This window comes from Streptomyces sp. HmicA12, from assembly GCF_000373565.1.
In the GTDB taxonomy this organism is placed as follows: Bacteria; Actinomycetota; Actinomycetes; order Streptomycetales; family Streptomycetaceae; genus Streptomyces.
Genome location: NZ_KB891820.1, coordinates 32960 through 59846 on the forward strand (window position 1 = coordinate 32960; position 26887 = coordinate 59846).

Below are 26887 nucleotides of genomic sequence, written 5' to 3' on the forward strand. Positions count from 1 at the left end.
CGAGAGTGACAAGCCGCGGATACCTGCGGATTTCGTCGAAAGCGAACAGCCCCGGGACACCGTCCCGGGGCTGTCATCAGCGGTGACGTCGTCAGCCGAGGTCGCCCGCGGCCGTGCGCTCCGCGAGCTTGACCAGCGTGCGGACCGCGGAACCCGTGCCGCCCTTCGGCGTGTAACCGAACGGGCCGCCCTCGTTGAAGGCCGGGCCCGCGATGTCGAGGTGGGCCCAGGTGATGCCCTCGCCGACGAACTCCTGCAGGAACAGACCGGCGACCAGGCCGCCGCCCATCCGCTCGCCCATGTTGGCGATGTCGGCGGTCGCGGAGTCCATGCCCTTGCGCAGGTGCGACGGGAGCGGCATCGGCCAGGACGGCTCGCCGACCTCCTCGGCGAACTCGGTGATCGACGTGCGGAACGCGTCGTCGTTCGACATGACGCCGAACGTACGGTTGCCGAGCGCCAGCACCATCGCGCCGGTCAGCGTCGCCACGTCGACGATCGCGTCCGGGGTCTCCTCGGAGGCCTTGGCGATCGCGTCGGCCAGCACCAGGCGGCCCTCGGCGTCCGTGTTGAGGACCTCGACGGTCTTGCCCGAGTACATGCGCAGCACGTCGCCCGGACGGGTGGCGGAGCCGGACGGCATGTTCTCGGCGAGCGCCAGCCAGCCGGTGACGTTCACGTCGAGCTTGAGGCGGGCCGCGGTGACGACGGCGGCGAACACGGCGGCGGCGCCGGCCATGTCGCACTTCATCGTCTCGTTGTGACCGGCCGGCTTCAGCGAGATGCCGCCCGAGTCGTACGTGATGCCCTTGCCGACGAAGGCGAGGTGCTTCTTGCCGCGCCCGGCCGAGTAGGCGATCTTCACCAGCCGGGGGCCCGCGGCGGAACCGGCGCCGACGCCGAGGATGCCGCCGTAGCCGCCCTTCTCCAGCGCCTTCACGTCGAGGACCTGGACCTTGAGGCCGTGCTCCTTGGCCGCGGCCGTGGCGACGGCGGCGAAGGCCTCCGGGTTCAGGTCGTTCGGCGGGGTGTTGATCAGGTCGCGGGCGCGGTTGAGCTCCTCGGCCAGCGCGAGGGCGCGCTCGATCTCGGCCTTGAACGCCTTGTCGCGCGGCTTGCCGCCCAGGATGGCGATCTCGGCGAGCGGCGCCTTGGCGTTGGTCTTCGGGTCCTGCGCGGACTCCTTGTACGCGTCGAAGGAGTACGCGCCGAGCAGCGCGCCCTCCGCGATCGCACCGGCGTCCTCGGCGGCCTCGATCGGCAGCGCGAACGCGGCCTTCTTCGAGCCGGCCAGGGCGCGGGCGGCGACACCGGCGGCGCGGCGCAGGGCCTCGCCCTCGAAGATCTCGTCCTTCTCGGGCTCGCCGCCGAGACCGACCGCCAGCACGACCGGCGCCTTGAACCCGGAGGGCGCGGGGAGCTTGGTCACCTCGCCCTCGCCGCCACTGGCGCCGAGGGTCTCCAGAACGGCGGCGAGCTTGCCGTCGAACGCCTTGTCCACGGCCTCGGCGCCGGGCGCGACGACCGGTCCGTTGGCGCCCTTAGCGATACCGACGACGATCGCGTCGGCGCGCAGGCCGGTGGCCGCGGCGGTGCTGAGAGTCAGAGCAGTCACGGTGGTGAGGTCCCTCTTTCATCGGTGGGGCTGGCGTCGTTGCCGGGCCCGTGGGGTGTATGGCCCTCGGCTGAGCCTACGCCCGCCTGGCCGAAACGCGTCGCCGAGGTCAGATCACCCCGTAAGGGGCGCGAGGACGATCGCCGCAGGGGCCTGATTCTGCTCACCCCATGGCGAGCACGATCAAAGCCGCCGTTCCGGCCACCTCCGCGACCGCCCCGAACACGTCCCCCGTCACCCCGCCGAACCGCGCCACGCACCGCCGCAGCATCAACTCGCCCGCCCCACACCCGAGTACGACCGCCGGCGCGCCCTGCAAGGAGAGCCCCGCGGCCGCCGCGACGACCACCGCCCCGAGGATCAGCGAGGCCGCCCGCGGCACCGTCTCGGCCACCGCCGCCCCCAGCCCCTCGGGCCGCGCCGCCGGCACCCCCACGCGGGAGGCGAACGTCAGCGCCAGACGGGCCGTCACCGCGCACAGCACCGTCGCGACGGCGCCCCGCACCCACGACTCCCCGTACAGCTGGGCAAGGACCGCGACCTGCGCGAGCAGCGAAAGGACCAGGGTGACGACCCCGAAAGGACCGATGTCGGACTGCTTCATGATCCGCAGCGCGTCCTGTGCGGGCTTCCCGCTGCCGAGTCCGTCCGCGACGTCCGCGAGCCCGTCCAGGTGCAGCCCCCGGGTCAGGGCGGCGGGCACCGCGACCGAGGCCACCGCGCAGAGGAACGCGCCCGCGCCGAGGAAGGACAGCGCCCCGCCGAGCGCCGCCGCGCAGACCCCCACGACCAGGCCCGCGAGCGGGGCGCAGAGCATGCCGGCGCGGGCGGCTTCGCGGTCCCAGCGGGGTACGCGGACGGGCAGCACGGTGAGGGTGCCGAAGGCGAAACGTATGCCGTCGGCGAGGGAGGCGCGGGAGTTCGTTGCGGACACCGGGGGAGGTTACCCGGGGCGGACCTCCCGGCAGGCGGCGCCCGCCCCGGGCCCGCACGATGGAGGCATGGGCGACTGGTGGTACCGGAACATCACGGAGCCCGGCAAGCTGCCGCTGCTGCTCGCGCTGCTGTCGTTCATCGCGACGTTCCTGGTCACGCGGACGGTGACCCGGCTGATCCGCGCGGGCCGCGGCCCGTTCCGGAACGTCTCGACGGGCGGGCTGCACATCCACCACGTGGTGCCCGGCATCGTGCTCATGGTCGTCGGCGGTTTCGGCGCCGTGGGCAGCGGGCGGCACGGCGTGACCGCGTGCGTGTGCGCCGTGCTCTTCGGCGTCGGGGCCGGGCTCGTGCTCGACGAGTTCGCGCTCGTGCTGCACCTCGACGACGTCTACTGGACCGACGAGGGCCGGCGCAGTGTCGAGGTCGTCGTGCTCGCCGCGGCCCTCGGCGGGCTCGTGGTCAGCGGCTTCTCCCCGCTCGGCGTCAACGACATGACACAGGACGAGCAGCACGACCGCGGCGCGCTGATCACCACGCTCACGCTCAACTTCGTCTTCGTCGTGATCACGCTGCTGAAGGGCAAGCCGCGCACGGCGATCGTCGGCGTCCTGGTGCCGTTCGTCGCCTGGTTCGGCGCGGTCCGGCTGGCCCGGCCCGGCTCCGTCTGGGCCCGCCGCTGGTACCGGCACCGCCACCGGGCCCGCGCCCGCGCCCTGCTGCGCGCCCACCGGCACGACCGGCGCTGGCTGAAGGTCAGCCGGCGCTTCCAGGATCTGGTCGGCGGATTCCGCGAGCCGCAGACACCCCGGCGCACACCATGAGCACCGCGCCGATCGCCGCCAGGTGCTCCTTGCCCGCGAGGTTCGGCTTCACCACGACCTCGACGACCATCACGAGCACCACGAGAGCGCCCGTGAACCAGGCCCGGTAGCGCCAGCACACGAACACCGCGAGACCGACGACCGCCGCCGACGGGCCGGTGTCGACGACCTGGGCGTCGGACCCGGGCAGCCATCCGGCGGCGATGGCGACACGCGCGTACAACGTGCCGGCGAGCGTGGCGACGTACGCGACGCACAGCGTGCGCCGACGGCCCAGGGCGAGTTCCGCGACGCCGAAGACGAGGAGGATCTGGGCGAGCGCGCCCCAGACGGGGAGGTCGAGGGCGGGGACGAACGGCGAGAGGGGCGTGCGCAGCAGGGCGAGCCACAGCGGGTCCGCCGCCCGGACCGCGCCGACATCCTGCACGAAGCCGTAGCCCCAGGGCTGGTTCTGCGCGTACTGGAGCGCAGCCGTCAGGCACACCGCGGCGAGCGTCATGGGGACCGCCCGCCACCGCCGGGTGACGAGTCCGTCCCGTACGACGTCGTGGAGCGGGCCCCACTCCTTGCGTGCCGCGTCCCGCACCCGCATCAGCGCAGTCGCTTCGACAGCCCCGGGACTTCGAGGAAGCCCTCGGCGCGTGCCGAGGCGAGGCCGATGCGCGGCAGATCGGCGCTCTTCTCGAAGAGCAGGAAGCGGGGTTCCCAGATGGGCCGGTACTTGGCGTTGGCCCGGTACAGCGATTCGATCTGCCACCACCGCGAGAAGAAGCTGAGCAGCGCGCGCCACAGGCGCAGCACCGGGCCCGCGCCGAGTCGCGCGCCGCGTTCGAAGACGGAGCGGAACATGGCGAAGTTCAGCGAGACCTGAGTGATCCCGATCTCGGGGGCGCGGTGCAGGAGTTCGATCACCATGAACTCCATCAGGCCGTTCTCGGAGTCGCGGTCACGGCGCATCAGGTCGAGCGAGAGGCCGTGCGGGCCCCAGGGCACGAAGGAGAGCACCGCCTTCAACTCGCCCGCACCTTCCCCGCCGCCTGCGTCCCTGCATTCGAGCATCATGCACTGTCCGTCGCCCGCGTCGCCGAGCCGCCCGAGCGCCATCGAGAAGCCGCGCTCGGTGGCGCCGTCGCGCCAGTCGTCGGCGCGCTTGAGCAGGTACGTCATCTCGTCGGCCGGGATGTCCTCGTGGCGGCGGACACGGACCGTGTAGCCCGCGCGCCTGACGCGGTTGTAGGCCTGGCGGACGGTGCGCATGGCCCGTCCTTCGAGGGTGAAGTCGGCGGTCTCCACGATGGCCTCGTCGCCGAGTTCGAGGGCGTCGAGGCCGTGCCGGGCGTAGATCGTGCCCGCCTCCTCGCTCGCCCCCATCACCGCGGGCAGCCAGCCGTGCACCCGCGCCTCGGCGAGCCAGGGCTCGATCGCGCCGGGCCAGGCCTCGGGGTCGCCGATCGGGTCACCGGAGGCGAGCGAGACCCCGCCGACCACGCGGTACGTGATCGCGGCCTTGCCGGTCGGCGACCACACGACGCTCTTCTCGCGGCGCAGCGCGAAGTAGCCCAGCGAGTCCCGCTCGCCCTCCTTGTCGAGCAGGGCGCGCAGCTTCGCCTCGTCGTCGGGGGTGAGCGGGTCGACGGCGCGGCGGGAGCGGAACGCCACGTAGACGACGGCGATGAGCAGGGCCGTGGAGAGGATGTTGATGACGACGTTGACCCAGTTCGGCGTGGTGATGCCGGGGAAGTGGGAGTCGTTCGTGGCGACCGAGATCAGGCGCAGGGTGCCGTAGCGCCAGCGCTCCAGGAACGTGGAGCGGTGCGGGTCGTGGGCGTGGTTGGTGACCGTGACCAGGAACGTCGCGACGAGTGACGTCAGCAGCAGGCCGCCGACCGCGACGGCCGCCGCCAGCTTCGGGTTGGAGCGGTCGCCCTTCGCGTAGAACTCGCGGCGGCCGAGCAGCAGCGCGACGACGAACGCCGCCGTCAGGGCCAGCGAGATCCAGTTCTGCGCGTACCTGCGGATCTCCGGGAAGGCCATCAGGAAGGCGAACAGCAGGAAGAACAGGCCGCTCAGGACGAGGTTGAGGATCCACGCCGCGCGCTTGCGGCGGCGCATGGTGATCGCCAGGAACCAGGCGACGACCGCCGAGGAGAACCCCGCCGCGAGGAGGTACGGGGTGAAGAAGTCCTCCTCGTTGTGGCGGCGCAGGTCCTGCCCCAGCGAGACCCAGACGGCGCTCAGCAGATTGATGAAGGTGACGACCCGGAGGTACCAGACGCTGAATCCGGCGGCGCGGCGTGAGGTCGGTGTGCTTGTCCGTACGGCTCCCATGGCTGGAGCTTATGGGTGGTTTTGTCCAGCCCCCTCGGGGGCGCGGGGAACGGCGCGCTCAGCCACACAAAAGCCGCAGTCGCGTCTGCTTCAGTTGATGAGCAGACGCGACTGCGGCTTTTGTGTGTTGCTCGCGCTCACGCGGCGGAGCCGCACATCGACACCAACCCGCGCCGCTAGCTGGGCTCGGTCTCCGGGAGTTCGGCGGCGAGCGCTGCCGCGGCCTGCACCAGGGGCAGGGCCAGCAGCGCGCCCGTCGCGCCGCCCACCTTCACGTCCTGGTCGAGCAGCGGCTCCATCGCCATCCGGTCCAGCGCCTTCGCCTGCGCGGGCTCGCCGCTGGTGTGCGCGGCCAGCCACCAGTCGGGCGCCCGGAACGCGACCCGCTGGCCGACGAGCGCGCAGGCCGCCGAGACGACGCCGTCGAGCACCACCGGCGTACGGCGCACCGCGCACTGCAGCAGGAAGCCGGTCGCGGCCGCGAGGTCGGCGCCGCCCACCGTCGCGAGCAGCTGCAACTGGTCGCCGAGGACCGGGCGGGCCCGGCGCAGCGCGTCGCGCACGGCCGCGCACTTGCGCATCCAGGTCAGGTCGTCGATGGGGTCGCCGCCGCGCCCGGTGACGACGGACGCGTCCGTGCCGCAGAGCGCGGCGATGAGTGTGGCCGCCGCCGTCGTGCCGCCGACGCTGAGGTCGCCGAGCACCACCAGGTCCGTACCGGAGTCGGCCTCCTCGTCCGCGACGGCCATGCCCGCGCGGAACGCCGCCTCGGCCTCTTCGAGGGTGAGCGCGTCCTCGGTGTCGATGCGGCCGGAGCCGCGCCGCACCCGCCGGCTGTCGACGGACTCGGGCAGCTCCTCCGGCTCGCAGTCCAGGGACAGATCGACGATCCGGACGCCGACGCCGAGCCGCCGCGCGAGCACCGCACCGGCGGAGGCGCCCTCGACGGCCTCGCGGACCAGCTCGGCTGCGGTGCCCGCGGTCCGCTTCGACACGCCGAGACCGGCCACCCCGTGGTCACCCGCGAAGACGATCACGCGGGGCTGTGACACGGGCCGTACGGGCACCGCGCCCTGGGCGGCGCTGAGCCATTCGCCCAGTTCGTCGAGGCGGCCGAGCGCACCGGGCGGCACGGCGAAGCGCGCCCTGCGCTCTTCGGCGTCGCGGCGGGTCCCGCCGTCGGGGCGCTCGATCAGATCGGTGAAGTCGTCGAGATTCAGCGAGCTCATTCGCGGAACAGTACCGGCCGCGATCAGCCCGGGTGGGGCGGGTCGGCGACCGTCGGTTACGCCATGCGATGCACCGACTCCACCACGTCATTGCCAGGCCCTCGGGGATCCCTTACGTTCCCTTATGTGTCGGATTGTCATACTGCGGCGAGTGTCGCAGCGGATGAACACCGAACGCGACAGGAGCCTTCTCCCGTGACCGTGCCCACCGTGACGCCCCCACCGTCATCGGTCCCGGCCCGCTCGGAGAGCCCGACCCCCGCCGGGCCCCGGCCGTCGCCCCCGCCGAACTCCCCGCCCGACCCCAGGAGCCGAGGAAAGACCATGTCCCCCACAGCCCAGGCCGTGGCCGAGCGCCGCCCCGCCTACCTCACCGAACTCGCCCGGGGCACCGAGCACTTCCACGAGCCGCGCCGCCCCGACTGCCCCTGGTGCGGCTCCACCAAGCTGCGCACGCGCCTGCGCACCACCGACCTCCTGCAGCACAAGCCCGGCACGTTCACCGTCGACCAGTGCCGCTCGTGCGGCCACTCGTTCCAGAACCCCCGCCTCACCCCCGAGGGCCTGAACTTCTACTACCGCGACTTCTACGACGGCCTCCACGCCGACCGGGCCGAGCGGATCTCCGGCGCGCAGAACTCCACCAAGCGCCACCAGGGCTGCGCCCACGCCATGTTCCGGCACCTGGAGCCGGAGAGCTGGCTCGACGTCGGCACCGGACACGGCCACTTCCCGGCCGTCGCCAAGGAGGTCCTGCCGTACACGGCGTTCGACGGCCTCGACATCGGCGACGGCGTCGAGGAGGCCCGCAGAGCCGGCCGCGTCGAGGAGGCGCACCGCGGCTTCCTCACCGAACTGGCACCCCAACTGGCGGGCCGCTACGACGCGATGAGCATGTTCCACTACCTGGAGCACTCCCTCGACCCGCGCGAGGAACTCAAGGCGGCCCGCCGCGTACTGCGCCCCGGCGGCCACCTGATGATCGAGCTCCCCGACCCCGAGAGCCGCTACGCGAAACTGCTCGGCAAGTGGTGGGTCTCGTACTTCCAGCCGCAGCACCTGCACTTCATCCCCCTCGCCAACCTGCGCACCGAACTGGCGGCGCTCGGCTACACGGTCGTCGCCGTCGACCGCCGCGAGCCGCACGTCCCGCTCGACCTGACGGCGGCCTGCACCCTGCTGCTCGGCCACTACCTGCCCGACGCCGACGACCCGTGGCGCACCAAGGTCCCCAGCGGCCTCCAGCGCAGGCTGCGCCAGGCCCTGATGTACGCGTCGGTGCCCGCCTCCGTCGCCGCGCACGCCGCCGACCGGGCCCTCGCCCCGCTCGTGAGCCGCACCGGCTTCTCGAACGCGTACCGGGTCATCGCCCGCCGCAACCCGGACCCCTCGTGAACACCCCTGGCCCGGAAGGGGAGTTCGCGGGCCGCACCGCCCTCGTGACCGGCGCGGCCACCGGCCTCGGCCTGGCCGTCGCCCGTCGGCTGGCCGCCGGGGGAGCGGCCGTCGCCGTCGTCGACCGGGACACGGAGTCCGCCGCCAAGGCCGCCGCCGAACTCACCGCGGACGGTGCCCGCGCCATCGCGCTCACCGTCGACGTCACCGACCCGGTGCAGGTCGAGGCGGCCGTGCACACGACCGTGGCCGCCTTCGGCGCACTGCACCTGGCCGTCAACACCGCGGCCGTCACCCCCTCCACCACCCGCACCGCGGACATCGAACTCGACGACTGGCGGCGGGTGTTGTCCGTCCACCTCGACGGCGTCTTCCACGCCATGAAGTACGAGATCCCGGCGCTCCTCGCCTCGGGCACAGGCGGCGCCGTCGTCAACCTGACCCCGGCGCCCGACGGCCGCGACCTCCTCGGCGCGGCGTACAGCGCCGCGCGGCACGCGGTGATCGGTCTCACGAGGACGGCGGCCGTCGAGTACGCGGCCCAGGGCATCCGCGTCAACGCGGTGACCCCCGGCTCCGTCGACACCCCGCTCCGCACGTCCCTCGCGCCGGAGGAGGCCGCGGAACTGACGGCGTTCCTGCTCTCGGACAGGGCGTCTTTCTGCAACGGGGGCGTGTACGGCGCGGACGGGGCACACACGGCCCCGTGAGGGAGGACCGAAGCGCCCGCCCGGGTCAGCCGCGCAGCGTCAGCGCCTGCCCGGCGACGACGAGCAGCACGTGCTCGCACTCGGAGGCGAACGCCGCGTTCAGGCGGCCCAGTTCGTCGCGGTAGCGGCGCCCGGACGCGGTGGCGGGCACGATCCCCGACCCCACCTCGTTCGAGACGGCCACGACGGTGCGCCGGGTGCGCCGTACGGCGTCGACGAGCGCGGCCGCCTTCGCGCGCAGCGCCTTCTCGCCGCCGCCCGCCCACTCGGCGTCGTCCCAGGCCCCGACCTCGTCCATGGCGTAGGTCAGCCACAGCGACAGACAGTCCACGAGCAGCGGGGCGGAGTCGTCCGTGTCGTCGAGCAGCGGTACGAGGTCGCAGGTCTCGGCGGTCCGCCACGAACCGGGCCGCCGCTCCCGGTGGGCGGAGACCCGCTGCGCCCACTCGCTGTCCCCGCCCCGCGTCCCGCCGGTCGCCACGTACAGCACGTCCGGGAAGGACTCCAGGCGCCGCTCGGCCTCCACCGACTTCCCCGACCGGGCGCCCCCGAGCACCAGCGTCCTGCGCGGCACGTCGGGCACGTCCTCGTACGCGCCCACGTCCAGGGTCGTCCCGTCCGGCACCGCACGGGCCCCGGCCGCCGCGAGCCGCCGCGCGAGCTCGGGACCCGGGTGCACGTCATGGTCGAGATGGACGGCGAGCACGTCCGTGGTGGGCGCCACGGCCCCGACGGTCCGCAGCCGCGCCAGCGCGTCCGGCCGGCCGACCACATCGACGAGGACCAGTTCGTACGGCGCCCGCACCTCGTCGAGCCCCGCGGGCGCGGCCCCCGGCGGCAGATACAGCACCCGCTCACCGTCGGGCCCCGCCACCTCGTACCCGGTCCCCGGCGAGTCGAGCGCGAGCGCCCGCACCCGGTGACCGCTGATCAGCGTCAGTTCCCGCCCGTCCGGCACCCGCACCGGCTGCGGCAGGCCCGCCGGGACCTCCACCGCGGGCCCGTCGTGCGGATGCGAGAGCAGCACCTGCTGCACGCCGCCGAGGCTGTGCCCCGAGCGGGCCGCGGCGAACGCGGCGCCCGGCGTCAGATCGAGCAGCAGCACCTTGTCGATGAGCAGCGCCGTCGCGGCGCGGGCCGCCGTGCCCAGCGCACTCGCGCAGGCGGCGCAGGGGCAGTCGGGGCGGGGCAGTCCTTCGGGGGCACCGGTGCCGAGCAGAGTCAGTTCCACAGGAAGATCCTCCCGCGCGGCCTCCGAGGCCGCGCGCCCGGCTAGGCTTCCAGGGACATCCGATCCGGGAGGCTGACATGACGGCATGGACGTGGCGGTTCGAGAAGTCCGACGGGACAGAGGTGCCTCCCGCGGTGCAGCCCGAGGAGTTCCCGACCCAGGGAGACGCGGAGTCCTGGATCGGTGAGTACTGGAAGGAACTCGCGGAGGGCGGCGCGGACCAGGTCAGCCTCTTCGAGGACACGACGCAGATCTACGGCCCGATGAGCCTCCACGCGGAGGACGCGTCCGCTTAGCGCAGGGGGCGAGCTCGGCCCCGACAGGGGCGCGGGGAACCGCGCGACCAGCCACGACGAAAGCCGCGGTCGCGTCTGCTCAGGTACCGAGCAGACGCGACCGCGGCTTTCCGCGCATCTGTAGGGGCGCTCTACATCTCCCCGAGCTTCACCTCGGCCGTCTTGTCGGCGGCGTCGCGCCTGAAGGACACCTCGACCTTGTCACCGGGCTTCTGCGCGGCCAGCGCCTCCTGCAGCGACGTCATCGTCGTGACCTCCGCGTCCCCCAGATCGGTGATCACGTCGCCGACCTCGAGCCCGGCCTTCTCCGCGGGGCCGCCGTCCGTCAGGGACACCACCGAGACCCCGACCGGCTGGAGATCGCCGTCGACGACCACGCGTCCGGTGATCCCGAGCGCCGCCCGCCCGGAGTCGGTGACCTTGCCGTCCTTGACGATCTGGTCGGCGATGTTCGTCACCGTCGACGCGGGGATCGCGAACCCGATGCCCGGCGCCGCGCTGTCCCCGAGGCCGGGGTCGGTCGCGGCCAGCGTCGGGATGCCGATGACCTGGCTGTCCAGGTTGACCAGGGCGCCCCCGCTGTTGCCGGGGTTGATCGCCGCGGACGTCTGCACCATGTTGGCGATCGTCGCGCCGGTGCCGCCCCCGCTGCGGCCCTCGCTCACGGTCCGCCCGGTCGCCGACACGATGCCCTGCGTGACACTCGACGACAGGCCGAGCGGCGATCCCATCGCCAGGGTGATCTGCCCGACGTCCACCTTCGTGGAGTCCGCGAACTTCGCGGGCTTCAGCCCGTCCGGGACCTTGTCCAGCTTGACGACGGCGAGGTCCTGCGCCGGATACGAGGCCACGAGCTTCGCGGTCAGCTCGGTCTCGCTCGTCGACGTCGTCACCTTGAACGTCTTCTCGTCACCGACCACATGGGCGTTCGTCACGATGTGCCCCTCGTCGTCGTAGACGACACCGGAGCCGAGGTCGGAGGAGGCCTGGATCTGGACGACCGACGGCAGAACGTTCTTGATCACGTCCTGGTACGCGTTCTGCAGATCGTTCCCGGAGGCCGCGGCGGCGGCCTGCGTGGTGGAGTCGGAGGACGAGGAGGACGACGAGCCCGAGTCGGAACAACCGCCGACGAGCGCCACCGAGCAGACTGCGGCGGTCACGGAGAGCAGTCCGACCCGGGTCGGACGGGAGCGCGTACGCGAAGAAGCATCCATGTCCGGATTGTCGCGTTCATCGTTATATAACCCTGCTCTGACCCGCCGGGAGCCGCCGAACAGTGGACCCCCGCCCGCGCGGGGGTCACCCCGGTGTCAGCCCCGTACCCCGCACAGATGCAGCAGCGCGGCCACCCGCCGGTACGGCTCGGTGCGCCCGGCCCGCTCCTCGGCGGCCATCAGCGTCTGCAGCTCCCCGCGCTCCGGCACCGCCGCGGCGTCGCCGGCCTGGTCGGTGAAGACCCGCACTCCGTACCAGGCGTGCAGCGGCGCCCCGATCCCGGCGAGGGTCGCGGTCAGCGCGTCGAGGCGGTCGGCCCGTACGTCCAGGCCGAGCCGGTTGGTGTACTTCAGCGAGTCGAAGGCGCCGAGCGCGGTGACCCAGTCACCGGCGAGCCCCGGCCGCATCGCCAGCGCGTCCGCGTTCCGCACGAGCAGGGAGAGCAGGCCCCCCGGCGCCAGCATCCGCGCGAGCCCCGCGAGCAGCGCGTCCGGATCCTCCACGTACATCAGCACGCCGTGACAGAGCACGACGTCGAAACTGCCGGGCAGGAAGTGCACGCCCGTCTCCATGCCGTCGCCCTCGACGAGCCGGACCCGCTCGCGCACCCCGGCCGGCTCCCCGGCCAGCGCGGCGCGCGCCGCGGCGACCATCTCGGGGTCCTGCTCCACGCCGGTCACCTTGTGCCCGGCCCGGGCCAGGCGCAGGGCCTGCGTGCCCTGGCCCATCCCCACGTCGAGCACCCGCAGCCGCTGACCGACGGGGAACCGCCCGGCTATCTGCTCGTCGAGCTGCCGGGCCACCAATTCCTGGCGTACGACATTGCGCAGACCGCCCAGCTTCGCGAGCCAGGCGCCCGGCGCGTCCCCCGCGAAGGCCTCCGCGCTCAGGGCCGCTCTCCGCGCTTGACCTGCGGCTTGGGCAGGCGCAGGCGCTTCATCTGGAGCGTGCGCATCAGGGCGTAGGCGACGGCGCCCTTGCGGCGCTCGTCCGGGAACTTCTCCGCCAGCCGCTTCTTCAGACGGAAGCCGGTGACGGCCGAGTCGATCACGATCGCGACGATCACGAACAGCCAGAGCAGCAGCGCGATGTTCTGCAGCTGAGCGACCCGGACCATGCTCAGGACGAGGATGATCACGGCCATCGGCAGGAAGTACTCGGCGATCGAGAACCGCGAGTCGACGAAGTCGCGCGCGTAGCGCCGCACCGGGCCCTTGTCGCGGGCCGGCAGGTACCGCTCGTCGCCACTGGCGAGCGCGGCGCGCTGCTTCTCCATGGCGCTGCGGCGCTCGTCGCGCTGGCGGGAGCGGGCCTCCTTCGGAGACATCTTGGTGTTGGCCACGCTGCGGCGCTGCGTCTGGGCCGCGCTCCGCTTCGGCGTGGGGCGGCCCTTGGGCGCCTGCGGGTCTCGGGGCTGCTTGGACAGAGAGGTCACCTGGGCCTTGTCGGCCGGTGCCTTGTCGTCCTTCGATCGGCTACGGAACACAAAAGCCAAGGGTACGTGGTGGTCGTGCATGGACCACAGGCCCGGGGGGAACGATCCGGCAACACCCTGCGTCCATAGAGGCACAACTGGGGGTACACCTACTCCTCACGCCGGAGTGGGACGGGACGCAGTCGTCCTTGGGGATGAGCGCATCCGCACCTGGACAGTGCGGTAATAGATGCAGGACCCGTACTGTGGGTTGTGTCGCAGTGCTGGAGCTGGACCGTCGGCTTGATCTGTCAGAAGGGGGCGCGCGAAGCCCATGAGCGGTGTCATGAAGCGTATGGGGATGATCTTCCGCGCGAAGGCGAACAAGGCCCTTGACCGGGCCGAGGACCCGCGCGAAACCCTCGATTACTCGTACCAGAAGCAGCTGGAGCTGCTGCAGAAGGTGCGCCGCGGCGTCGCGGACGTCGCGACCAGCCGCAAGCGTCTGGAGCTTCAGCTGAACCAGCTGCAGTCGCAGTCCTCCAAGCTGGAGGACCAGGGCCGCAAGGCGCTCGCGCTCGGCCGCGAGGACCTGGCCCGCGAGGCGCTCTCGCGGCGCGCCGCGCTCCAGCAGCAGGTCACGGACCTGGAGACGCAGCACCAGACGTTGCAGGGCGAGGAGGAGAAGCTCACTCTCGCGGCCCAGCGGCTGCAGGCCAAGGTCGACGCCTTCCGTACGAAGAAGGAGACCATCAAGGCCACCTACACCGCGGCCCAGGCGCAGACCCGGATCGGCGAGGCCTTCACCGGCATCTCCGAGGAGATGGGCGACGTCGGCATGGCGATCCAGCGCGCCGAGGACAAGACGGCCCAGCTGCAGGCGCGGGCCGGCGCCATCGACGAACTGCTCGCCTCGGGCGCCCTCGACGACCCGACCGGTCTCGCCAAGGACGACATCCAGAGCGAGCTGGACCGGCTCTCCGGTGGTACGGATGTAGAGCTGGAGCTGCAGCGCATGAAGCAGGAGCTGGCCGGCGGCCCGTCCTCCTCGCAGCAGGCGCTCGAGGGCGGCCCGGGCCAGACCCAGCAGACGCAGCAGCCCCAGGACACCCCGCGCTTCGACAAGCAGTAGCAGCCCCGAGGAGGCCGACGTGATCGTACGGATCATGGGGGAGGGCCAGGTGAAGCTGTCCGACGACCGCTTCACCGAACTCAACAAGCTGGACGACGAGCTCCTCGCGGAGATGGAGACCGGCGACGAGGAGGGCTTCCGGCGTACGCTCGGCGCGCTCCTCGACGCCGTGCGCCGCCTGGGCGAGCCGCTCCCGGACGACTCCCTCGAGCCGTCCGAGCTGATCCTCCCGGCACCGGACGCGACCCTCGAAGAGGTCCGCGAGATGCTCTCCGACGACGGCCTGATCCCGGGCTGACCGGTCACCCGTGGAGGCTGCGCGCAGCGCATGCCTCCGGGGGCGCGGGGAACTGCGCGACCAGCGCCCACCCGCCCGACAAGCGCTCCCGGCAGACGGTCCGGCGGGACCCGCAGGAGAGGGGACCGCTACCGTGACACCGGTGACCCCCCTCGTGCGGTGGGCCAGGACGCACCCCCTGGCCCTCGACGCCACCCTCGCCCTCGCCGTCCTGATCTGCATGATCGCCGGCTCCTTCGTCGACCCGCACAGCCCCGAGGGCACCTACGCCTGGGGCGCCCGCACCCCGGGGGCCCTCAGCCTCGTCCTGATGGTGCTCGGCGCCGCCGCCCTGGTCTTCCGGCGTGTCGCCCCCATGTACGTACTCGCCGCGACCTCGACCGTCTCCCTCGTCGAACTGGCCACCGGCGAACCCCGCGCCCCCGTCGTGATGTCCGCGGTCGTCGCCCTCTACACGGTCGCCGCCCGCACCGACCGCCCCACCACCTGGCGCGTGGGCCTGGCCACGATGGCGGTGCTCACCGCCGTCGCGATGCTCGCGGGACCGCTGCCCTGGTACGCCCAGGAGAACCTCGGCATCTTCGCGTGGACCGGCATGGCCGCGGCCGCCGGTGACGCCGTCCGCTCCCGCCGCGCCTTCGTCGACGCGATAAGGGAGCGGGCCGAACGCGCCGAGCGCACCCGCGAGGAGGAGGCCCGGCGCCGCGTCGCGGAGGAGCGCCTGCGCATCGCCCGCGATCTGCACGACGTCGTCGCCCACCACATCGCGCTCGTGAACGTGCAGGCCGGGGTCGCCGCGCACGTCATGGACAAGCGCCCCGACCAGGCCAAGGAAGCCCTCTCGCACGTCCGCGAGGCCAGCCGCTCCGCGCTCAACGAACTCCGCGCCACCGTCGGCCTGTTGCGGCAGACCGGCGACCCCGAGGCGCCGACCGAACCGGCCCCGGGCCTGAGCCGCCTCGACGACCTCGTCGACACCTTCCGGCACGCGGGCCTGCCCGTGGAGGTGGCCCGCGCCGAGGAAGCCCCGCAGCTGCCCGCGGCCGTCGACCTCGCCGCGTTCCGCGTGGTGCAGGAAGCGCTGACGAACGTACAGAAGCACGCGGGCCGGGAGGCCAGGGCCGAGGTCAGTGTCGTGCGCGTCGGGCCCAACGTGGAGGTCAGCGTCCTCGACAACGGACCGGGCGCCGCCCCCGCCTCCGCCGCGGACGACGAGAACGGCGGCCACGGCCTGCTCGGCATGCGCGAACGCGTCACCGCGCTCGGCGGCACCCTCACCGCGGGGCCGCGCTACGGCGGCGGTTTCCGCGTCCATGCGATCCTTCCGGTCAAGGACCGGCCCACCGACACCGGTTCCGCCATGAGCTCAGGTGCGGCTTCACGCACGACGTCAGGGGACGCCACCACATGACCGGCGACACCATCGGCACCATTCGGGTTCTGCTCGCCGACGACCAGGCCCTGCTGCGCAGCGCCTTCCGCGTGCTCGTCGACTCCGAACCCGACATGGAAGTGGTGGGCGAGGCGTCCGACGGGGCGGAGGCCGTCCGGCTCGCGCGCAGCGAGCGGCCCGACGTCGTCCTCATGGACATCCGCATGCCCGGCACGGACGGTCTCGCCGCGACCCGCGAGATCAGCGCGGACCCCGAACTCGCCCACGTACGCGTGGTGATGCTGACGACGTTCGAGGTCGACGAGTACGTGGTGCAGTCGCTGCGGGCCGGCGCCTCCGGCTTCCTCGGCAAAGGGGCGGAACCGGACGAACTCCTCGGTGCCGTCCGCATCGCGGCCGCCGGTGACGCGCTCCTGTCGCCCGCGGCGACGAAGGGTCTGATCGCCAAGTTCCTCGCGCAGGGCGAGAGTTACGAGGACGGCGACCGGTCGGCCGGCGCCCACGCGGAGCGCCTCGCCGCGCTCACCGGGCGCGAGCGCGAGGTCCTGGTCCAGGTCGCGGGCGGCCACTCGAACGACGAGATCGCCGAACGCCTCGAGGTCAGCCCGCTCACCGTGAAGACCCACGTCAACCGCGCCATGGCCAAACTCGGCGCCCGCGACAGGGCCCAACTCGTCGTGATTGCGTACGAATCGGGCCTGGTGCGCCCACGGGTGGAGTGAGTCGCACCCGTCACGTACTGCGGGTGCAGTAGGCACCGGACAAGAACGGGACCTGGGAGCGACGCTTCGGCCCTGATGTGTGGTCAAAGGTGTACGTGGACACCCGCGTCCGCCCGCACCCGGGCCCCGCCGTCCACCGCTCACGTCCTCACGTCGTACGGAGTCCCGCCCCATGTCCTGGCTGTCGAGATTCAGCCTCGCCCAGCGCGCCCTGATCGGGTTGATGTCGATCATCGCGATCGTCTTCGGCGCGATCGCGATCCCTCAGCTCAAGCAGCAGCTGCTCCCCACCATCGAACTGCCCATGGTCTCGGTCATCGCCCCCTACCAGGGCGCGTCGCCGGACGTCGTGGAGAAGCAGGTCGTCGAGCCGCTGGAGAACTCCATCGACGCGGTCGACGGGATCACCGGCATCACCTCGACGGCGAGCGAGGGCAACGCCGTCGTGATGGCCTCGTTCGACTACGGCAGCGGCGGCACCCAGCCGCTCGTCGCCGACGTCCAGCAGGCCGTCAACCGCGCCCGCGCCCAACTGCCCGACGACGTCGACCCGCAGGTCGTGGCCGGCTCCACCGACGACATCCCCACCGTCGTCCTCGCGGTCACCTCGGACAAGGACCAGCAGGCCCTCGCCGACCAGCTCGACAAGACCGTCGTGCCGTCCCTCAAGGACATCGACGGCGTCGGCCAGGTCTCGGTCGACGGCGTCCGCGACCTCCAGGTGAACGTCACACCGAACCAGAAGAAGATGGCCGCGGCCGGCGTCGGCGTCCAGACGCTGAGCCAGTCCCTGCAGGCCGGCGGTGCCACGCTGCCCGCGGGCTCGTTCGACGAGAGCGGCAAGAACCGCACCGTCCAGGTCGGCGGCGGCTTCACCTCGCTGAAGCAGATCAAGGGCCTGATGGTCACCGGCGAGGGCGTCAAGAAGCCCGTACGCCTCGCCGACATCGCCACCGTCGAGCAGCAGCCCTCGACGGCCGACTCCATCACCCGCACCGACGGCCGGCCCAGCCTCGCCGTCGCGGTCACCATGGACCACGACGGCTCGGCCGTCACCATCTCGAACGCGGTGAAGGACAAGCTGCCCGGACTCCGTCAGGACCTCGGCTCCGGCGCGAAGCTGACCGTCGTCAGCGACCAGGGCCCGGCCGTCTCGAAGTCCATCTCGGGTCTGACCACGGAGGGCGCGCTCGGCCTGCTCTTCGCCGTCATCGTCATCCTGCTCTTCCTGGCGTCGCTGCGCTCGACCCTGGTCACGGCGGTCTCCATCCCGCTGTCCGTGGTCCTCGCGCTCATCGTCCTGTGGACGGGCGACCTCTCGCTCAACATGCTCACGCTCGGCGCGCTGACCATCGCGATCGGCCGCGTCGTCGACGACTCGATCGTCGTCCTGGAGAACATCAAGCGCCATCTCGGCTACGGCGAGGAACGCCAGGAGGCGATCCTCAAGGCGGTCCGCGAGGTCGCGGGCGCGGTGACGTCCTCGACCCTCACCACGGTCGCGGTCTTCCTCCCGATCGGCCTGGTCGGCGGCATGGTGGGCGAGCTGTTCGGCTCGTTCTCCATCACGGTCACGGCGGCGCTCCTCGCGTCCCTGCTGGTCTCGCTGACGGTCGTGCCGGTCCTCTCCTACTGGTTCCTGCGCGCGCCCAGGGCGATCCAGGGCATCGACCCGGAGGAGGCCCGCCGCAAGGCCGAGGAGAAGGAAGCGAAGTCGTGGCTGCAGCGGGCGTACGTCCCGGTGCTGCGCTTCGCGACGCGCCGCCGCATCACCAGCCTGCTCATCGCGGTCGTGGTCCTCGTCGGCACGTTCGGCATGGCCCCGCTCCTGAAGACCAACTTCTTCGACCAGGGCGAGCAGGAAGTCCTCTCCATCAAGCAGGAGTTGAAGCCCGGCACCAGCCTGGCCGCGACCGACGACTCCGCGAAGAAGATCGAGAAGGTGCTCCAGGGCATCGACGAGATCAAGGACTACCAGGTCACCATCGGCTCCTCCGGCTTCATGGCGGCCTTCGGCGGCGGCACCGACACCAACCAGGCCTCGTACTCGGTGACCCTGAAGGACAAGGCGTCGTACGAGGACACGCAGAACCGCATCGAGCGCGAGCTCGGCGGGCTCGACGGGATCGGTACGACGACGATCTCGGCCGGTGACGGCTTCGGCAGCCAGGACCTGAGCGTGGTCGTGAAGGCCGCCGACGGCACCGTCCTCGACAAGGCGTCCGAGCAGGTGCGCGACGCGGTGGCCTCGCTCGACGACGTCACCGACGTCACCAGCGACCTGTCGCAGTCGGTCCCGCGCATCTCGGTCCGCGCCAACTCCAAGGCGGCCGCGGCAGGGTTCAACGACACGACGCTCGGCGCCGCCGTCACCCAGGCGGTGCGCGGCACGACCAGCGGCAAGGCGACGATCGACGACACCGAGCGCGACATCGTGATCAAGTCGGCGAAGCCCGCCACCACCATGGACGAGCTGAAGAAGCTCCCGGTGGGCCCGCGCGGCCTGACCCTCGGCGACATCGCCACGGTGAAGCTGGTCGACGGACCGGTCTCGATGACCCGGATCGACGGCGCCCGCGCGGCGACGATCACGGCGAAGCCGACCGGCGACAACACCGGCGCGGTCAGCGCCGACCTCCAGTCGAAGATCAAGGCGCTCGACCTCCCGAAGGGCGCCACGGCGACCATCGGCGGCGTCACCTCCGACCAGGACGACGCGTTCAAGAACCTGGCCCTGGCGATGCTCGCGGCGATCGCGATCGTCTTCATGCTGCTGGTCGCGACGTTCCGCTCGCTGGCCCAGCCGCTGATCCTGCTGGTCTCGATCCCGTTCGCGGCGACGGGCGCGATCGGCCTGCTGATCGCCACGGGCACCCCGATGGGCGTGCCCGCCATGATCGGCATGCTGATGCTCATCGGCATCGTGGTCACCAACGCGATCGTGCTGATCGACCTGATCAACCAGTACCGCGGTCAGGGTCTCGGCGTGGTCGAGGCCGTGGTGGAGGGTGGCCGACACCGTCTCCGCCCGATCCTCATGACGGCCCTGGCGACGATCTTCGCGCTGCTGCCGATGGCGCTCGGCGTCACCGGCGAGGGCGGCTTCATCGCGCAGCCGCTCGCGGTGGTCGTGATCGGCGGTCTCATCACGTCGACCCTGCTCACCCTGCTCCTCGTGCCGACGCTCTACGCGATGCTGGAGCTCCGCAAGGAGAAGCGGGCGCGGAAGCGCGCGGCGAAGCGGGGTTCCGCGGTGCCGCCGCAGTCTCCGGCCCCGGAGTCGGAGCCGGCCGGGGTCTGACCCCGCCCCCCCCGCCTTGGGCAATCTGCCGCCTGGGGCGGCAGGGTGGGCAAGGCGGCACCCCGGCGCGGGGCGAGCGCTTCATCGAGCGCTCGCCCCGGTGGGGCTTCTCGCGCGGTTCCCCGCGCCCCTGGCGGCAACTGGTTACGGCAGCGCCAGCATCCGCTCCAGCGCCAGCTTCGCGAACTGCTCCGTCTCGCGGTCCACCTCGATGCGGTTCACGAGCCGGCCGTCCGCCAGGGACTCCAGCGTCCAGACCAGATGCGGCAGGTCGATGCGGTTCATGGTCGAGCAGAAGCAGACCGTCTTGTCGAGGAAGACGATCTCCTTGCCCTCGGGCGCGAAACGGTTCGCGAGCCGCTGGACCAGGTTGAGCTCGGTCCCGATCGCCCACTTCGAGCCCGCCGGCGCGGCCTCCAGCGCCTTGATGATGTACTCCGTCGACCCGACGTAGTCCGCCGCGGCCACGACCTCGTGCTTGCACTCGGGGTGCACGAGGACGTTCACCCCCGGTATGCGCTCGCGCACGTCGTTGACCGAGTCCAGCGAGAACCGCCCGTGCACCGAGCAGTGCCCGCGCCACAGGATCATCTTGGCGGCCCGCAGCTCGTCGGCGGTCAGCCCGCCGTTCGGCTTGTGCGGGTTGTAGACGACGCAGTCGTCCAGCGACATCCCGAGATCGCGCACCGCGGTGTTGCGCCCCAGGTGCTGGTCCGGCAGGAAGAGCACCTGGTCGCCCTGCTCGAACGCCCAGTTCAGAGCCCGCTCGGCATTGGACGACGTACAGATCGTGCCGCCGTGCTTGCCGGTGAACGCCTTGATGTCCGCCGACGAGTTCATGTACGAGACGGGCACGACGGACTCGGCGATCCCGGCCTCGGTCAGCACGTCCCAGCACTCGGCGACCTGCTCGGCGGTGGCCATGTCTGCCATCGAGCAGCCGGCCGCGAGGTCGGGCAGCACGACCTTCTGGTCGTCACCGGTGAGGATGTCGGCCGACTCGGCCATGAAGTGCACACCGCAGAACACGATGTACTCGGCGTCGGGACGCGCCGCGGCGTCCCGGGCCAGCTTGAAGGAGTCGCCGGTGACGTCGGCGAACTGGATGACCTCGTCGCGCTGGTAGTGGTGCCCGAGCACGAACACCTTGTCGCCGAGCTTCTCCTTGGCCGCGCGCGCCCGCTCCACCAGGTCAGGGTCGGCGGGCGAGGGCAGGTCGCCGGGGCACTCCACACCGCGCTCGCTCTTCGGGTCGGCCTCGCGGCCGAGCAGGAGCAACGCCAGCGGCGTGGGCGAAACATCCAGGTCGACAGGGGCCTGGGGGGTCTGGGCCGTGGTCACGTCACGCACCCTTTCTCAATGAGCAGAACGACTTTTCGTCGAAATGACGTTATCTATCATACGTCGTTCACGTCAGTTTGACGATGCCGATGTCGTCGATGTGACGCAATCCGCGCAGACCGCCCCGTGCCCCGCCCGCCCCCGGTGTGCGAGCATGAAAAGAAGAAGGACGAAACCCCCGCCGATCCGGAATGGATCCGGGGCTTGGCCGGTTGCAATGGTCGGCAAGCAGTCTCCGTACAACCCGGGAGAGATGTAGATGTCCGTATCGGACGAGACCACCACCGTCAGCGACGGCATCATCCTCAGCGACGCCGCGGCGGCCAAGGTCAAGGCTCTGCTCGAGCAGGAAGGCCGCGAGGACCTGGCTCTGCGTGTGGCCGTTCAGCCGGGTGGCTGCTCCGGCCTGCGCTACCAGCTCTTCTTCGACGAGCGTTCGCTCGACGGTGACGTCGTCAAGGACTTCGGCGGCGTCAAGGTCGTCACCGACCGCATGTCCGCCCCGTACCTGGGCGGCGCGTCCATCGACTTCGTCGACACCATCGAGAAGCAGGGCTTCACGATCGACAACCCGAACGCGACGGGCTCCTGCGCCTGCGGCGACTCGTTCAGCTAAGTCGTCCCAGCGCATCCCAGCGGAAGGGCCGGGGCACCCCCACGGGGGTGCCCCGGCCCTTCCGCGTACCCGCGAGTCTCAGTCCCGCGGTGCGGGCTCCACCCCGCCGGGCCCGTTCTTCTCCGCGACCGGAACCTCGGTGCCGTCCGCGCCGACGACCTTCCGCCCGTCCAGCGGAGCGTCGAGCGTCACCGGCAGCGTGAAGAACTTCGCCATCTGGATGCAGACGGTCCCCTTCTTCTCGGTGCTGGTGACCCGGACGGTCACCGTCTTCCCCGACTCGTCCGCCGACGCCGCGTACGTCGCGCACACGCCCCCGGTGAAGTGCAGGGTCAGCGTCTTCCCGGAGGAATCGGCGCGGTACCCCTCCACCGGCACCCGACGGCTGTCCGTCCCCGGGTCGCCCGGCGACGACGTGCTCGGCCGCGGACTCGGCGCCGGCGGCTCCGCGGAGGCCGTCGAACTCCCGGGCGCGGCAAGGAACTCGGGTGCCACGGCGGGATGCGTCACGGTGAACACGTCGTCGGCCCCCGACGGCTTCACCTCGAACAGCCACGACGGTACGAGCGCCTGCTCACCCCCGACGTAGTACGCGGCGAGCCCGAACGTGGCCTCGGTGACCGCGACCGTCGACGACGCGGGCGGCCGCGGCGACGACGGAGTACACCCGGGAGCGCCCTTGCCCGCAGGGGAGTCGCCGGGGGAGTCGCTCCGGGAGTCGCCGTCCAGCGGCGCCGGGCTCGCGCACGCGTCGGCCGACGGGACGCGCCCGCCCGCCGCGGCGCCGTTCATCCGCTCCAGCGTCTTCTTCGCGCCGATCGTCGGATACGTGTCGCCCTTGACCGGCGCCTTCAACAGCCCGCTGCCGCCGACCACTTGACCGTCCGCGCCGACCTGGATCCCGGTCGACCAGCCGTACGTCGGCAGGCCGCCCACCTCCGGGTCGGCGTTCACCACCCTTGTGGCGCCCATGAGCTGGCTCGCGTCGAGCTTCGCGTCGTCCTGGCCGAGGGCCTTGAGGAGCGGCGCCGCGGCCTTCTTCGCGGCGGCCTCGCTCACCGCGTCCTTCTCGCTCCCGCCGCCCTCCGGGTCCGCGCACTTGGTGTCGCCCGGGCACTTCTGGCCCTTCGCCGAGGGAGCGTACCGCGCGTACGTCCAGCTGCCCGGCGCCTTCCGGTTCACCTGCAGCGAGGGGCCCGACCCGTCCGGCGCGGGCCCCAACCGCCAGGTCCCACCCTGGAGCCGCGGCGTACCGCCCACGTCCAGCGCCTTCCCCAGCTCGGTCACGTCGGCGGCGCTCACCTCGCCCTCGGCCCGGTACACCGGAGCCTCGTCCGGCCCGTCCGGCAGCGAGCCGGTGGCCTCGTACCGCGAGCCGTTCGGGTCGGGCTCACCCGGCGCGATCCCGTTCGAGTTCCCCGGGGTGCCGCCCTCGCCGTATCCGTCCAGGGCGAGCGGCGGGGGAGTGCCGTCGCTCCCGGGCCCGCTCGCCCGGTCCTCGCCGTCCCCACCGGACGCGCTCGTCGCCAGGTACGCGCCGCCGCCACCGGCGAGGAGGACAGCCGCCAGGGCCGAGGCGACAGCCAGCGTGCGCCGCCGCCGGTGCCGATCCTGCGTCTGCTCTTCGGTGCTCACCGCATCGCTCCTTCGCCTGCCGCGTTCCTCGCGTCGTATCCCGCATCCCCTTGATGAGGGACACCTTTACGGGACAGCGATGGGACGCGGCAGGGGAGCGTGCGGTTCCCTTCCGCGCGCCGTCAGTCTCCGAAACCGGCCATGGAGCCGGCCATCGAGTCGATCAGTCGCGCGGACGACACCGGCACCACGACGCCGTGGATCCCCGCCGCGCCGACCACGCGGACCGGCCGCTCCACCTCCCACGGAGAGCGCGGCAGCACCCAATGCGGAACCATCCGGGCGCAGTCGACGCGCAGCGCCGCCAGCCCGTCCTGCGTCATCAAGGACACGTCGTAGGTCATGTCCGCACCGTAGGCACGGAACACCTGGCGAAAAAAGCCCTACTATCAGGTAGTTTCCGTACTTCAGCGCAGGGGCCTGGACCGGGTAGCGTGAACTGTCAATCCCCTCCACTCAGGAAGCGTGCTCACGCCGTGCGAATCGCAGTCACCGGCTCCATCGCCACCGACCACCTGATGACCTTCCCCGGCCGCTTCGCCGACCAACTCGTCGCCGATCAGCTGCACACGGTCTCCCTCTCCTTCCTCGTCGACAACCTCGACGTGCGCCGGGGCGGCGTCGGCGCCAACATCGCCTTCGGCATGGGCCAGCTGGGCACCGGCCCGGTCCTGGTCGGCTCGGCCGGCTTCGACTTCGGCGAGTACCGCGCCTGGCTCGACCGCCACGGCGTGGACACCGAGTCGGTCCGCATCTCCGAAACGCTCCACACCGCCCGCTTCGTGTGCACCACGGACGCCGACCACAACCAGATCGGCTCCTTCTACACGGGCGCGATGAGCGAGGCCCGCCTCATCGAGCTGAAGACCGTCGCCGACCGCGTGGGCGGCCTCGACCTGGTCCTCATCGGCGCGGACGACCCGGAGGGGATGCTCCGCCACACCGAGGAGTGCCGGAGCCGGTCCATCCCGTTCGCCGCCGACTTCTCGCAGCAGATCGCGCGCATGGACGGCGAGGAGATCCGCACGCTCCTCGAAGGCGCCACGTACCTCTTCTCGAACGAGTACGAGAAGGGCCTCATCGAGTCGAAGACCGGCTGGACCGACGCCGAGATCCTCGGCAAGGTCGGCCACCGCGTCACCACGCTCGGCTCGCGCGGCGTGCGCATCGAGCGGGTCGGCGACGAGCCGATCGAGGTCGGCTGCCCGGAGGAGGACGCCAAGGTCGACCCGACCGGCGTCGGCGACGCGTTCCGCGCGGGCTTCCTGTCCGGCCTGTCCTGGGGCGTCTCCCTGGAGCGTGCGGCGCAGGTCGGCTGCATGCTCGCCACCCTGGTCATCGAGACCCTGGGCACCCAGGAGTACGAGCTGCGCCGGGCCCCGTTCATGGACCGCTTCCGCAAGGCGTACGGCGACGAGGCGGCCGCCGAGGTCGAGTCCTACCTGAGCTGAGGCCGGTCCGGGGGCGCGGGGAGCTGCACAGTTCCCCGCACCCCTAGGGCCTGGCTTCAAACTCCCGTCTGCCCCGCGACGCCTGGCACCCGCTCTCGCCGCACCGGGCACAAGGCCAAGTGCGTCCGGTCCATCGTGGGTGTCGTGCACCCGGCACGCCGAGAGCACGCTTCCCCAAGCTCTCAACTCCGTTCGAGCAGGGGAGACCCCATTGACGCCGCGAGGCCGCCCTCCGGGCGACGACGGGAGTGTGAAGACAGGCCCTAGTGACCCCTCCGCACCTCGTACGCGGCGGCTCCGTCGGGCCTCGGGGACGCCCCCACGTACTCATGGCCCTGCGTGAAGCACCACGCGGGGATGTCGACGGCGGCGACCTCGTCATCGGCGACCACCGTCACCACGCCCCCCACCCGCACCCGCCCGATGGCCCGGGCCAGCTCGATGACGGGCTGCGGACAGGTCATCCCCAGGGCGTCCACGGTGACGGCGTCGGCGTCCCCGGCACCCCCCGCCACCGTCACCCCGAGCTTCTCGCGCACCTCGCGCACCACCCCCGGCAGCACCTCCAGGAAGCGCTCGACCTCCGCCGCCGGAACGCCCAGCGGCAGCGAAACCCGCACGTTCCCCTCGCTCACCACGCCCATCGCGCGCAGCACATGGCTGGGCGTCAGCGTGCTGCTGGTGCACGACGACCCGGAGGACACCGAGAACCCGGCCCGGTCCAGCCCGTGCAGCACGCTCTCCCCGTCCACGTACAGGCACGAGAACGTCACCAGATGCGGAAGCCGCCGCCCCGGATCCCCGACGACGTCCACGTCCGGCACCAGCTCCGGCACCCGCGCCCGCACCAGGTCCGTCAACTCCCGCAGCCGCGCCGCCTCCGCGTCGGCCTCGGCCCGCACCGCGCGGAGCGACGCCGCGGCCGCCACGATGCCCGGAATGTTCTCGAAGCCGGGCGCCCGCCCCGACTCCCGCTCGTCAGCGGGCCCTTGAGGGGCGAACCGCACCCCTTTACGTACGACGAGCAGGCCGACCCCCGCCGGTCCGCCCCACTTGTGGGCGCTCCCGGCCAGCAGTGACCAGGCGCCGGCCACCGGCCCCCACCCGAGCGACTGCGCGGCGTCCACGAACAGCGGCACCCCGGCGGCCCGGCAGACCTCGGCGACCTCCTCGACCGGCTGCACGGTCCCCACCTCGTGGTTGGCGGACTGCAGACAGGCCAGCGCGGTGTCGTCCCGCAGGGCGTTCCGGTACGCGTCCACGTCGACGGCGCCCGACCGCCCCACGCCGACCTCGCGCACCGAACCGCCGACGCGCTCGTGGGCCGCCGCCGAATGGAGCACGGCCGAGTGCTCCACCGCCGATACCACCAAGTTCCGTCCGACACGCCGACGTCCCGCGAGTGCGCCGGCGATCCCGGAGTGCACGGCGGCCGTTCCGGAGGGGGTGAAGACCAGCTCGTCGACCCGGCATCCCACCGCGTCGGCGGCCGCCTCCCGGGCGGCGTCAAGCAGCAGCCGCGCCCGTCGCCCTTCCCGGTACAACCGCGAAGGATCGGCCCACCCTTCGTCAAGGGAGGCCTGCAGGGCCTGCCGGGCAACGGGATGAAGGGGAGCGGACGAGGCCACATCGAAGTACGACACACGGCGAGGCTAGAACGCGGCCCGGGGGAAGCGCCCCTCAGGGGCGCGGGGAACTGCGTGAGCAACCACGACGAAACCCGTACCCGCAAACGGACAAACCACCCCACTCCAGATGGCGCCCCCGACCCCCCGTCAGAAACCCCCCGGAGCAGGCACATC

General features: G+C 72.0%; 24 protein-coding genes. 11 read left to right on the forward strand and 13 right to left on the reverse strand.

Annotated elements, in window-relative coordinates; all coding sequences use genetic code 11:
• Nucleotides 1-91 precede the first annotated feature (91 nt).
• Entirely contained in the window at nucleotides 92-1615 is a 1524-nt protein-coding gene (locus tag B072_RS0126415; protein WP_018532957.1) for a leucyl aminopeptidase, read from the reverse strand.
• Between the two features lie 163 nt (nucleotides 1616-1778).
• Nucleotides 1779-2549, reverse strand: coding sequence for an adenosylcobinamide-GDP ribazoletransferase (locus B072_RS0126420; RefSeq protein ID WP_018532958.1), 771 nt, complete (start codon nucleotides 2547-2549; stop codon nucleotides 1779-1781).
• A 67-nt stretch (nucleotides 2550-2616) separates the two neighbouring features.
• Here B072_RS0126420 and B072_RS44165 point away from each other — a divergent pair, with 67 nt between their 5' ends.
• Nucleotides 2617-3375, forward strand: coding sequence for a hypothetical protein (locus B072_RS44165; protein WP_018532959.1), 759 nt, complete (start codon nucleotides 2617-2619; stop codon nucleotides 3373-3375).
• On the opposite strand, the gene B072_RS48360 is transcribed toward B072_RS44165, so the two are convergent.
• From B072_RS48360 to cobT, 3 genes are all read right to left on the reverse strand, one after another.
• Entirely contained in the window at nucleotides 3308-3967 is a 660-nt protein-coding gene (locus B072_RS48360) for a hypothetical protein (protein ID WP_018532960.1), read from the reverse strand. The two genes, B072_RS44165 and B072_RS48360, sit on opposite strands and share 68 nt — an antisense overlap.
• Nucleotides 3967-5703, reverse strand: a complete 1737-nt coding sequence (locus B072_RS0126435; RefSeq protein WP_018532961.1) for a phosphatidylglycerol lysyltransferase domain-containing protein — start codon at nucleotides 5701-5703, stop codon at nucleotides 3967-3969. The genes B072_RS48360 and B072_RS0126435 overlap by 1 nt, the downstream gene beginning before the upstream one ends.
• Nucleotides 5704-5879: 176 nt before the next feature.
• Nucleotides 5880-6932 (reverse strand): nicotinate-nucleotide--dimethylbenzimidazole phosphoribosyltransferase, encoded by a 1053-nt coding sequence (cobT, locus tag B072_RS0126440; RefSeq protein ID WP_018532962.1) that lies wholly within the window; start codon nucleotides 6930-6932, stop codon nucleotides 5880-5882.
• 324 nt (nucleotides 6933-7256) lie between these two features.
• On the opposite strand from cobT, the gene B072_RS0126445 reads away from it, so the two are divergent.
• Nucleotides 7257-8327, forward strand: a complete 1071-nt coding sequence (locus B072_RS0126445; protein WP_026246325.1) for a class I SAM-dependent methyltransferase — start codon at nucleotides 7257-7259, stop codon at nucleotides 8325-8327.
• Nucleotides 8324-9037: an SDR family NAD(P)-dependent oxidoreductase gene (locus B072_RS0126450; protein ID WP_018532964.1), complete on the forward strand. Its 714-nt coding sequence runs from the start codon at nucleotides 8324-8326 to the stop codon at nucleotides 9035-9037. The genes B072_RS0126445 and B072_RS0126450 overlap by 4 nt, the downstream gene beginning before the upstream one ends.
• Before the next feature lie 25 nt (nucleotides 9038-9062).
• Here the strand turns inward: B072_RS0126450 and B072_RS0126455 are convergent, their stop codons facing one another.
• Complete coding sequence (locus B072_RS0126455; protein ID WP_018532965.1) at nucleotides 9063-10268, reverse strand: bifunctional adenosylcobinamide kinase/adenosylcobinamide-phosphate guanylyltransferase; 1206 nt, start codon at nucleotides 10266-10268, stop codon at nucleotides 9063-9065.
• A 77-nt stretch (nucleotides 10269-10345) separates the two neighbouring features.
• Between B072_RS0126455 and B072_RS0126460 the strand changes: the two genes are divergently transcribed.
• Nucleotides 10346-10564 carry a hypothetical protein gene (locus tag B072_RS0126460; RefSeq protein WP_018532966.1) on the forward strand — a complete coding sequence of 73 codons (219 nt, stop codon included), beginning with the start codon at nucleotides 10346-10348 and terminating at the stop codon, nucleotides 10562-10564.
• 131 nt (nucleotides 10565-10695) lie between these two features.
• On the opposite strand, the gene B072_RS0126465 is transcribed toward B072_RS0126460, so the two are convergent.
• From B072_RS0126465 to B072_RS0126475, 3 genes are all read right to left on the reverse strand, one after another.
• Nucleotides 10696-11781 carry a S1C family serine protease gene (locus B072_RS0126465; protein ID WP_026246326.1) on the reverse strand — a complete coding sequence of 362 codons (1086 nt, stop codon included), beginning with the start codon at nucleotides 11779-11781 and terminating at the stop codon, nucleotides 10696-10698.
• Nucleotides 11782-11877: 96 nt separating this feature from the next.
• Nucleotides 11878-12585, reverse strand: a complete 708-nt coding sequence (locus B072_RS0126470) for a methyltransferase domain-containing protein (RefSeq protein WP_018532968.1) — start codon at nucleotides 12583-12585, stop codon at nucleotides 11878-11880.
• 83 nt (nucleotides 12586-12668) lie between these two features.
• Complete coding sequence (locus tag B072_RS0126475) at nucleotides 12669-13298, reverse strand: DUF3043 domain-containing protein (protein WP_078506590.1); 630 nt, start codon at nucleotides 13296-13298, stop codon at nucleotides 12669-12671.
• Between the two features lie 232 nt (nucleotides 13299-13530).
• Here B072_RS0126475 and B072_RS0126480 point away from each other — a divergent pair, with 232 nt between their 5' ends.
• The 5 genes from B072_RS0126480 to B072_RS0126500 all read left to right on the forward strand — a co-directional run bounded on the left by B072_RS0126480 (nucleotide 13531) and on the right by B072_RS0126500 (nucleotide 20042).
• On the forward strand, nucleotides 13531-14328 hold the full coding sequence (locus tag B072_RS0126480; protein ID WP_043244781.1) for a PspA/IM30 family protein: 798 nt from the start codon (nucleotides 13531-13533) through the stop codon (nucleotides 14326-14328).
• A 19-nt stretch (nucleotides 14329-14347) separates the two neighbouring features.
• A complete protein-coding gene (pspAA, locus tag B072_RS0126485) occupies nucleotides 14348-14626 on the forward strand; it encodes a PspA-associated protein PspAA (protein WP_018532971.1) in 279 nt (92 codons plus the stop codon).
• Between the two features lie 142 nt (nucleotides 14627-14768).
• Nucleotides 14769-16037, forward strand: a complete 1269-nt coding sequence (locus tag B072_RS0126490; RefSeq protein WP_018532972.1) for a sensor histidine kinase — start codon at nucleotides 14769-14771, stop codon at nucleotides 16035-16037.
• Nucleotides 16034-16741 (forward strand): response regulator, encoded by a 708-nt coding sequence (locus B072_RS0126495; RefSeq protein WP_018532973.1) that lies wholly within the window; start codon nucleotides 16034-16036, stop codon nucleotides 16739-16741. Before B072_RS0126490 ends, B072_RS0126495 begins: the two co-directional genes overlap by 4 nt.
• Before the next feature lie 172 nt (nucleotides 16742-16913).
• Complete coding sequence (locus tag B072_RS0126500; RefSeq protein ID WP_018532974.1) at nucleotides 16914-20042, forward strand: efflux RND transporter permease subunit; 3129 nt, start codon at nucleotides 16914-16916, stop codon at nucleotides 20040-20042.
• 144 nt (nucleotides 20043-20186) lie between these two features.
• Here B072_RS0126500 and nadA read toward each other — a convergent pair whose 3' ends face one another.
• A complete protein-coding gene (gene nadA / locus B072_RS0126505) occupies nucleotides 20187-21383 on the reverse strand; it encodes a quinolinate synthase NadA (RefSeq protein WP_078506614.1) in 1197 nt (398 codons plus the stop codon).
• Nucleotides 21384-21642: 259 nt separating this feature from the next.
• On the opposite strand from nadA, the gene B072_RS0126510 reads away from it, so the two are divergent.
• Nucleotides 21643-21999: an iron-sulfur cluster assembly accessory protein gene (locus tag B072_RS0126510; RefSeq protein ID WP_018532976.1), complete on the forward strand. Its 357-nt coding sequence runs from the start codon at nucleotides 21643-21645 to the stop codon at nucleotides 21997-21999.
• Nucleotides 22000-22077: 78 nt separating this feature from the next.
• On the opposite strand, the gene B072_RS0126515 is transcribed toward B072_RS0126510, so the two are convergent.
• Both B072_RS0126515 and B072_RS0126520 read right to left on the reverse strand, forming a co-directional pair.
• The gene (locus tag B072_RS0126515) at nucleotides 22078-23634 is read right to left on the reverse strand and encodes a hypothetical protein (protein ID WP_018532977.1); all 1557 of its coding nucleotides are present in this window, start codon (nucleotides 23632-23634) and stop codon (nucleotides 22078-22080) included.
• Between the two features lie 122 nt (nucleotides 23635-23756).
• Nucleotides 23757-23978: a hypothetical protein gene (locus B072_RS0126520; protein ID WP_026246328.1), complete on the reverse strand. Its 222-nt coding sequence runs from the start codon at nucleotides 23976-23978 to the stop codon at nucleotides 23757-23759.
• Nucleotides 23979-24110: 132 nt separating this feature from the next.
• On the opposite strand from B072_RS0126520, the gene B072_RS0126525 reads away from it, so the two are divergent.
• Nucleotides 24111-25085, forward strand: coding sequence for a carbohydrate kinase family protein (locus tag B072_RS0126525; RefSeq protein ID WP_018532979.1), 975 nt, complete (start codon nucleotides 24111-24113; stop codon nucleotides 25083-25085).
• A gap of 263 nt (nucleotides 25086-25348) precedes the next feature.
• On the opposite strand, the gene B072_RS0126530 is transcribed toward B072_RS0126525, so the two are convergent.
• The gene (locus B072_RS0126530; RefSeq protein WP_026246329.1) at nucleotides 25349-26728 is read right to left on the reverse strand and encodes a cysteine desulfurase/sulfurtransferase TusA family protein; all 1380 of its coding nucleotides are present in this window, start codon (nucleotides 26726-26728) and stop codon (nucleotides 25349-25351) included.
• Between the last annotated feature and the right edge of the window lie 159 nt (nucleotides 26729-26887).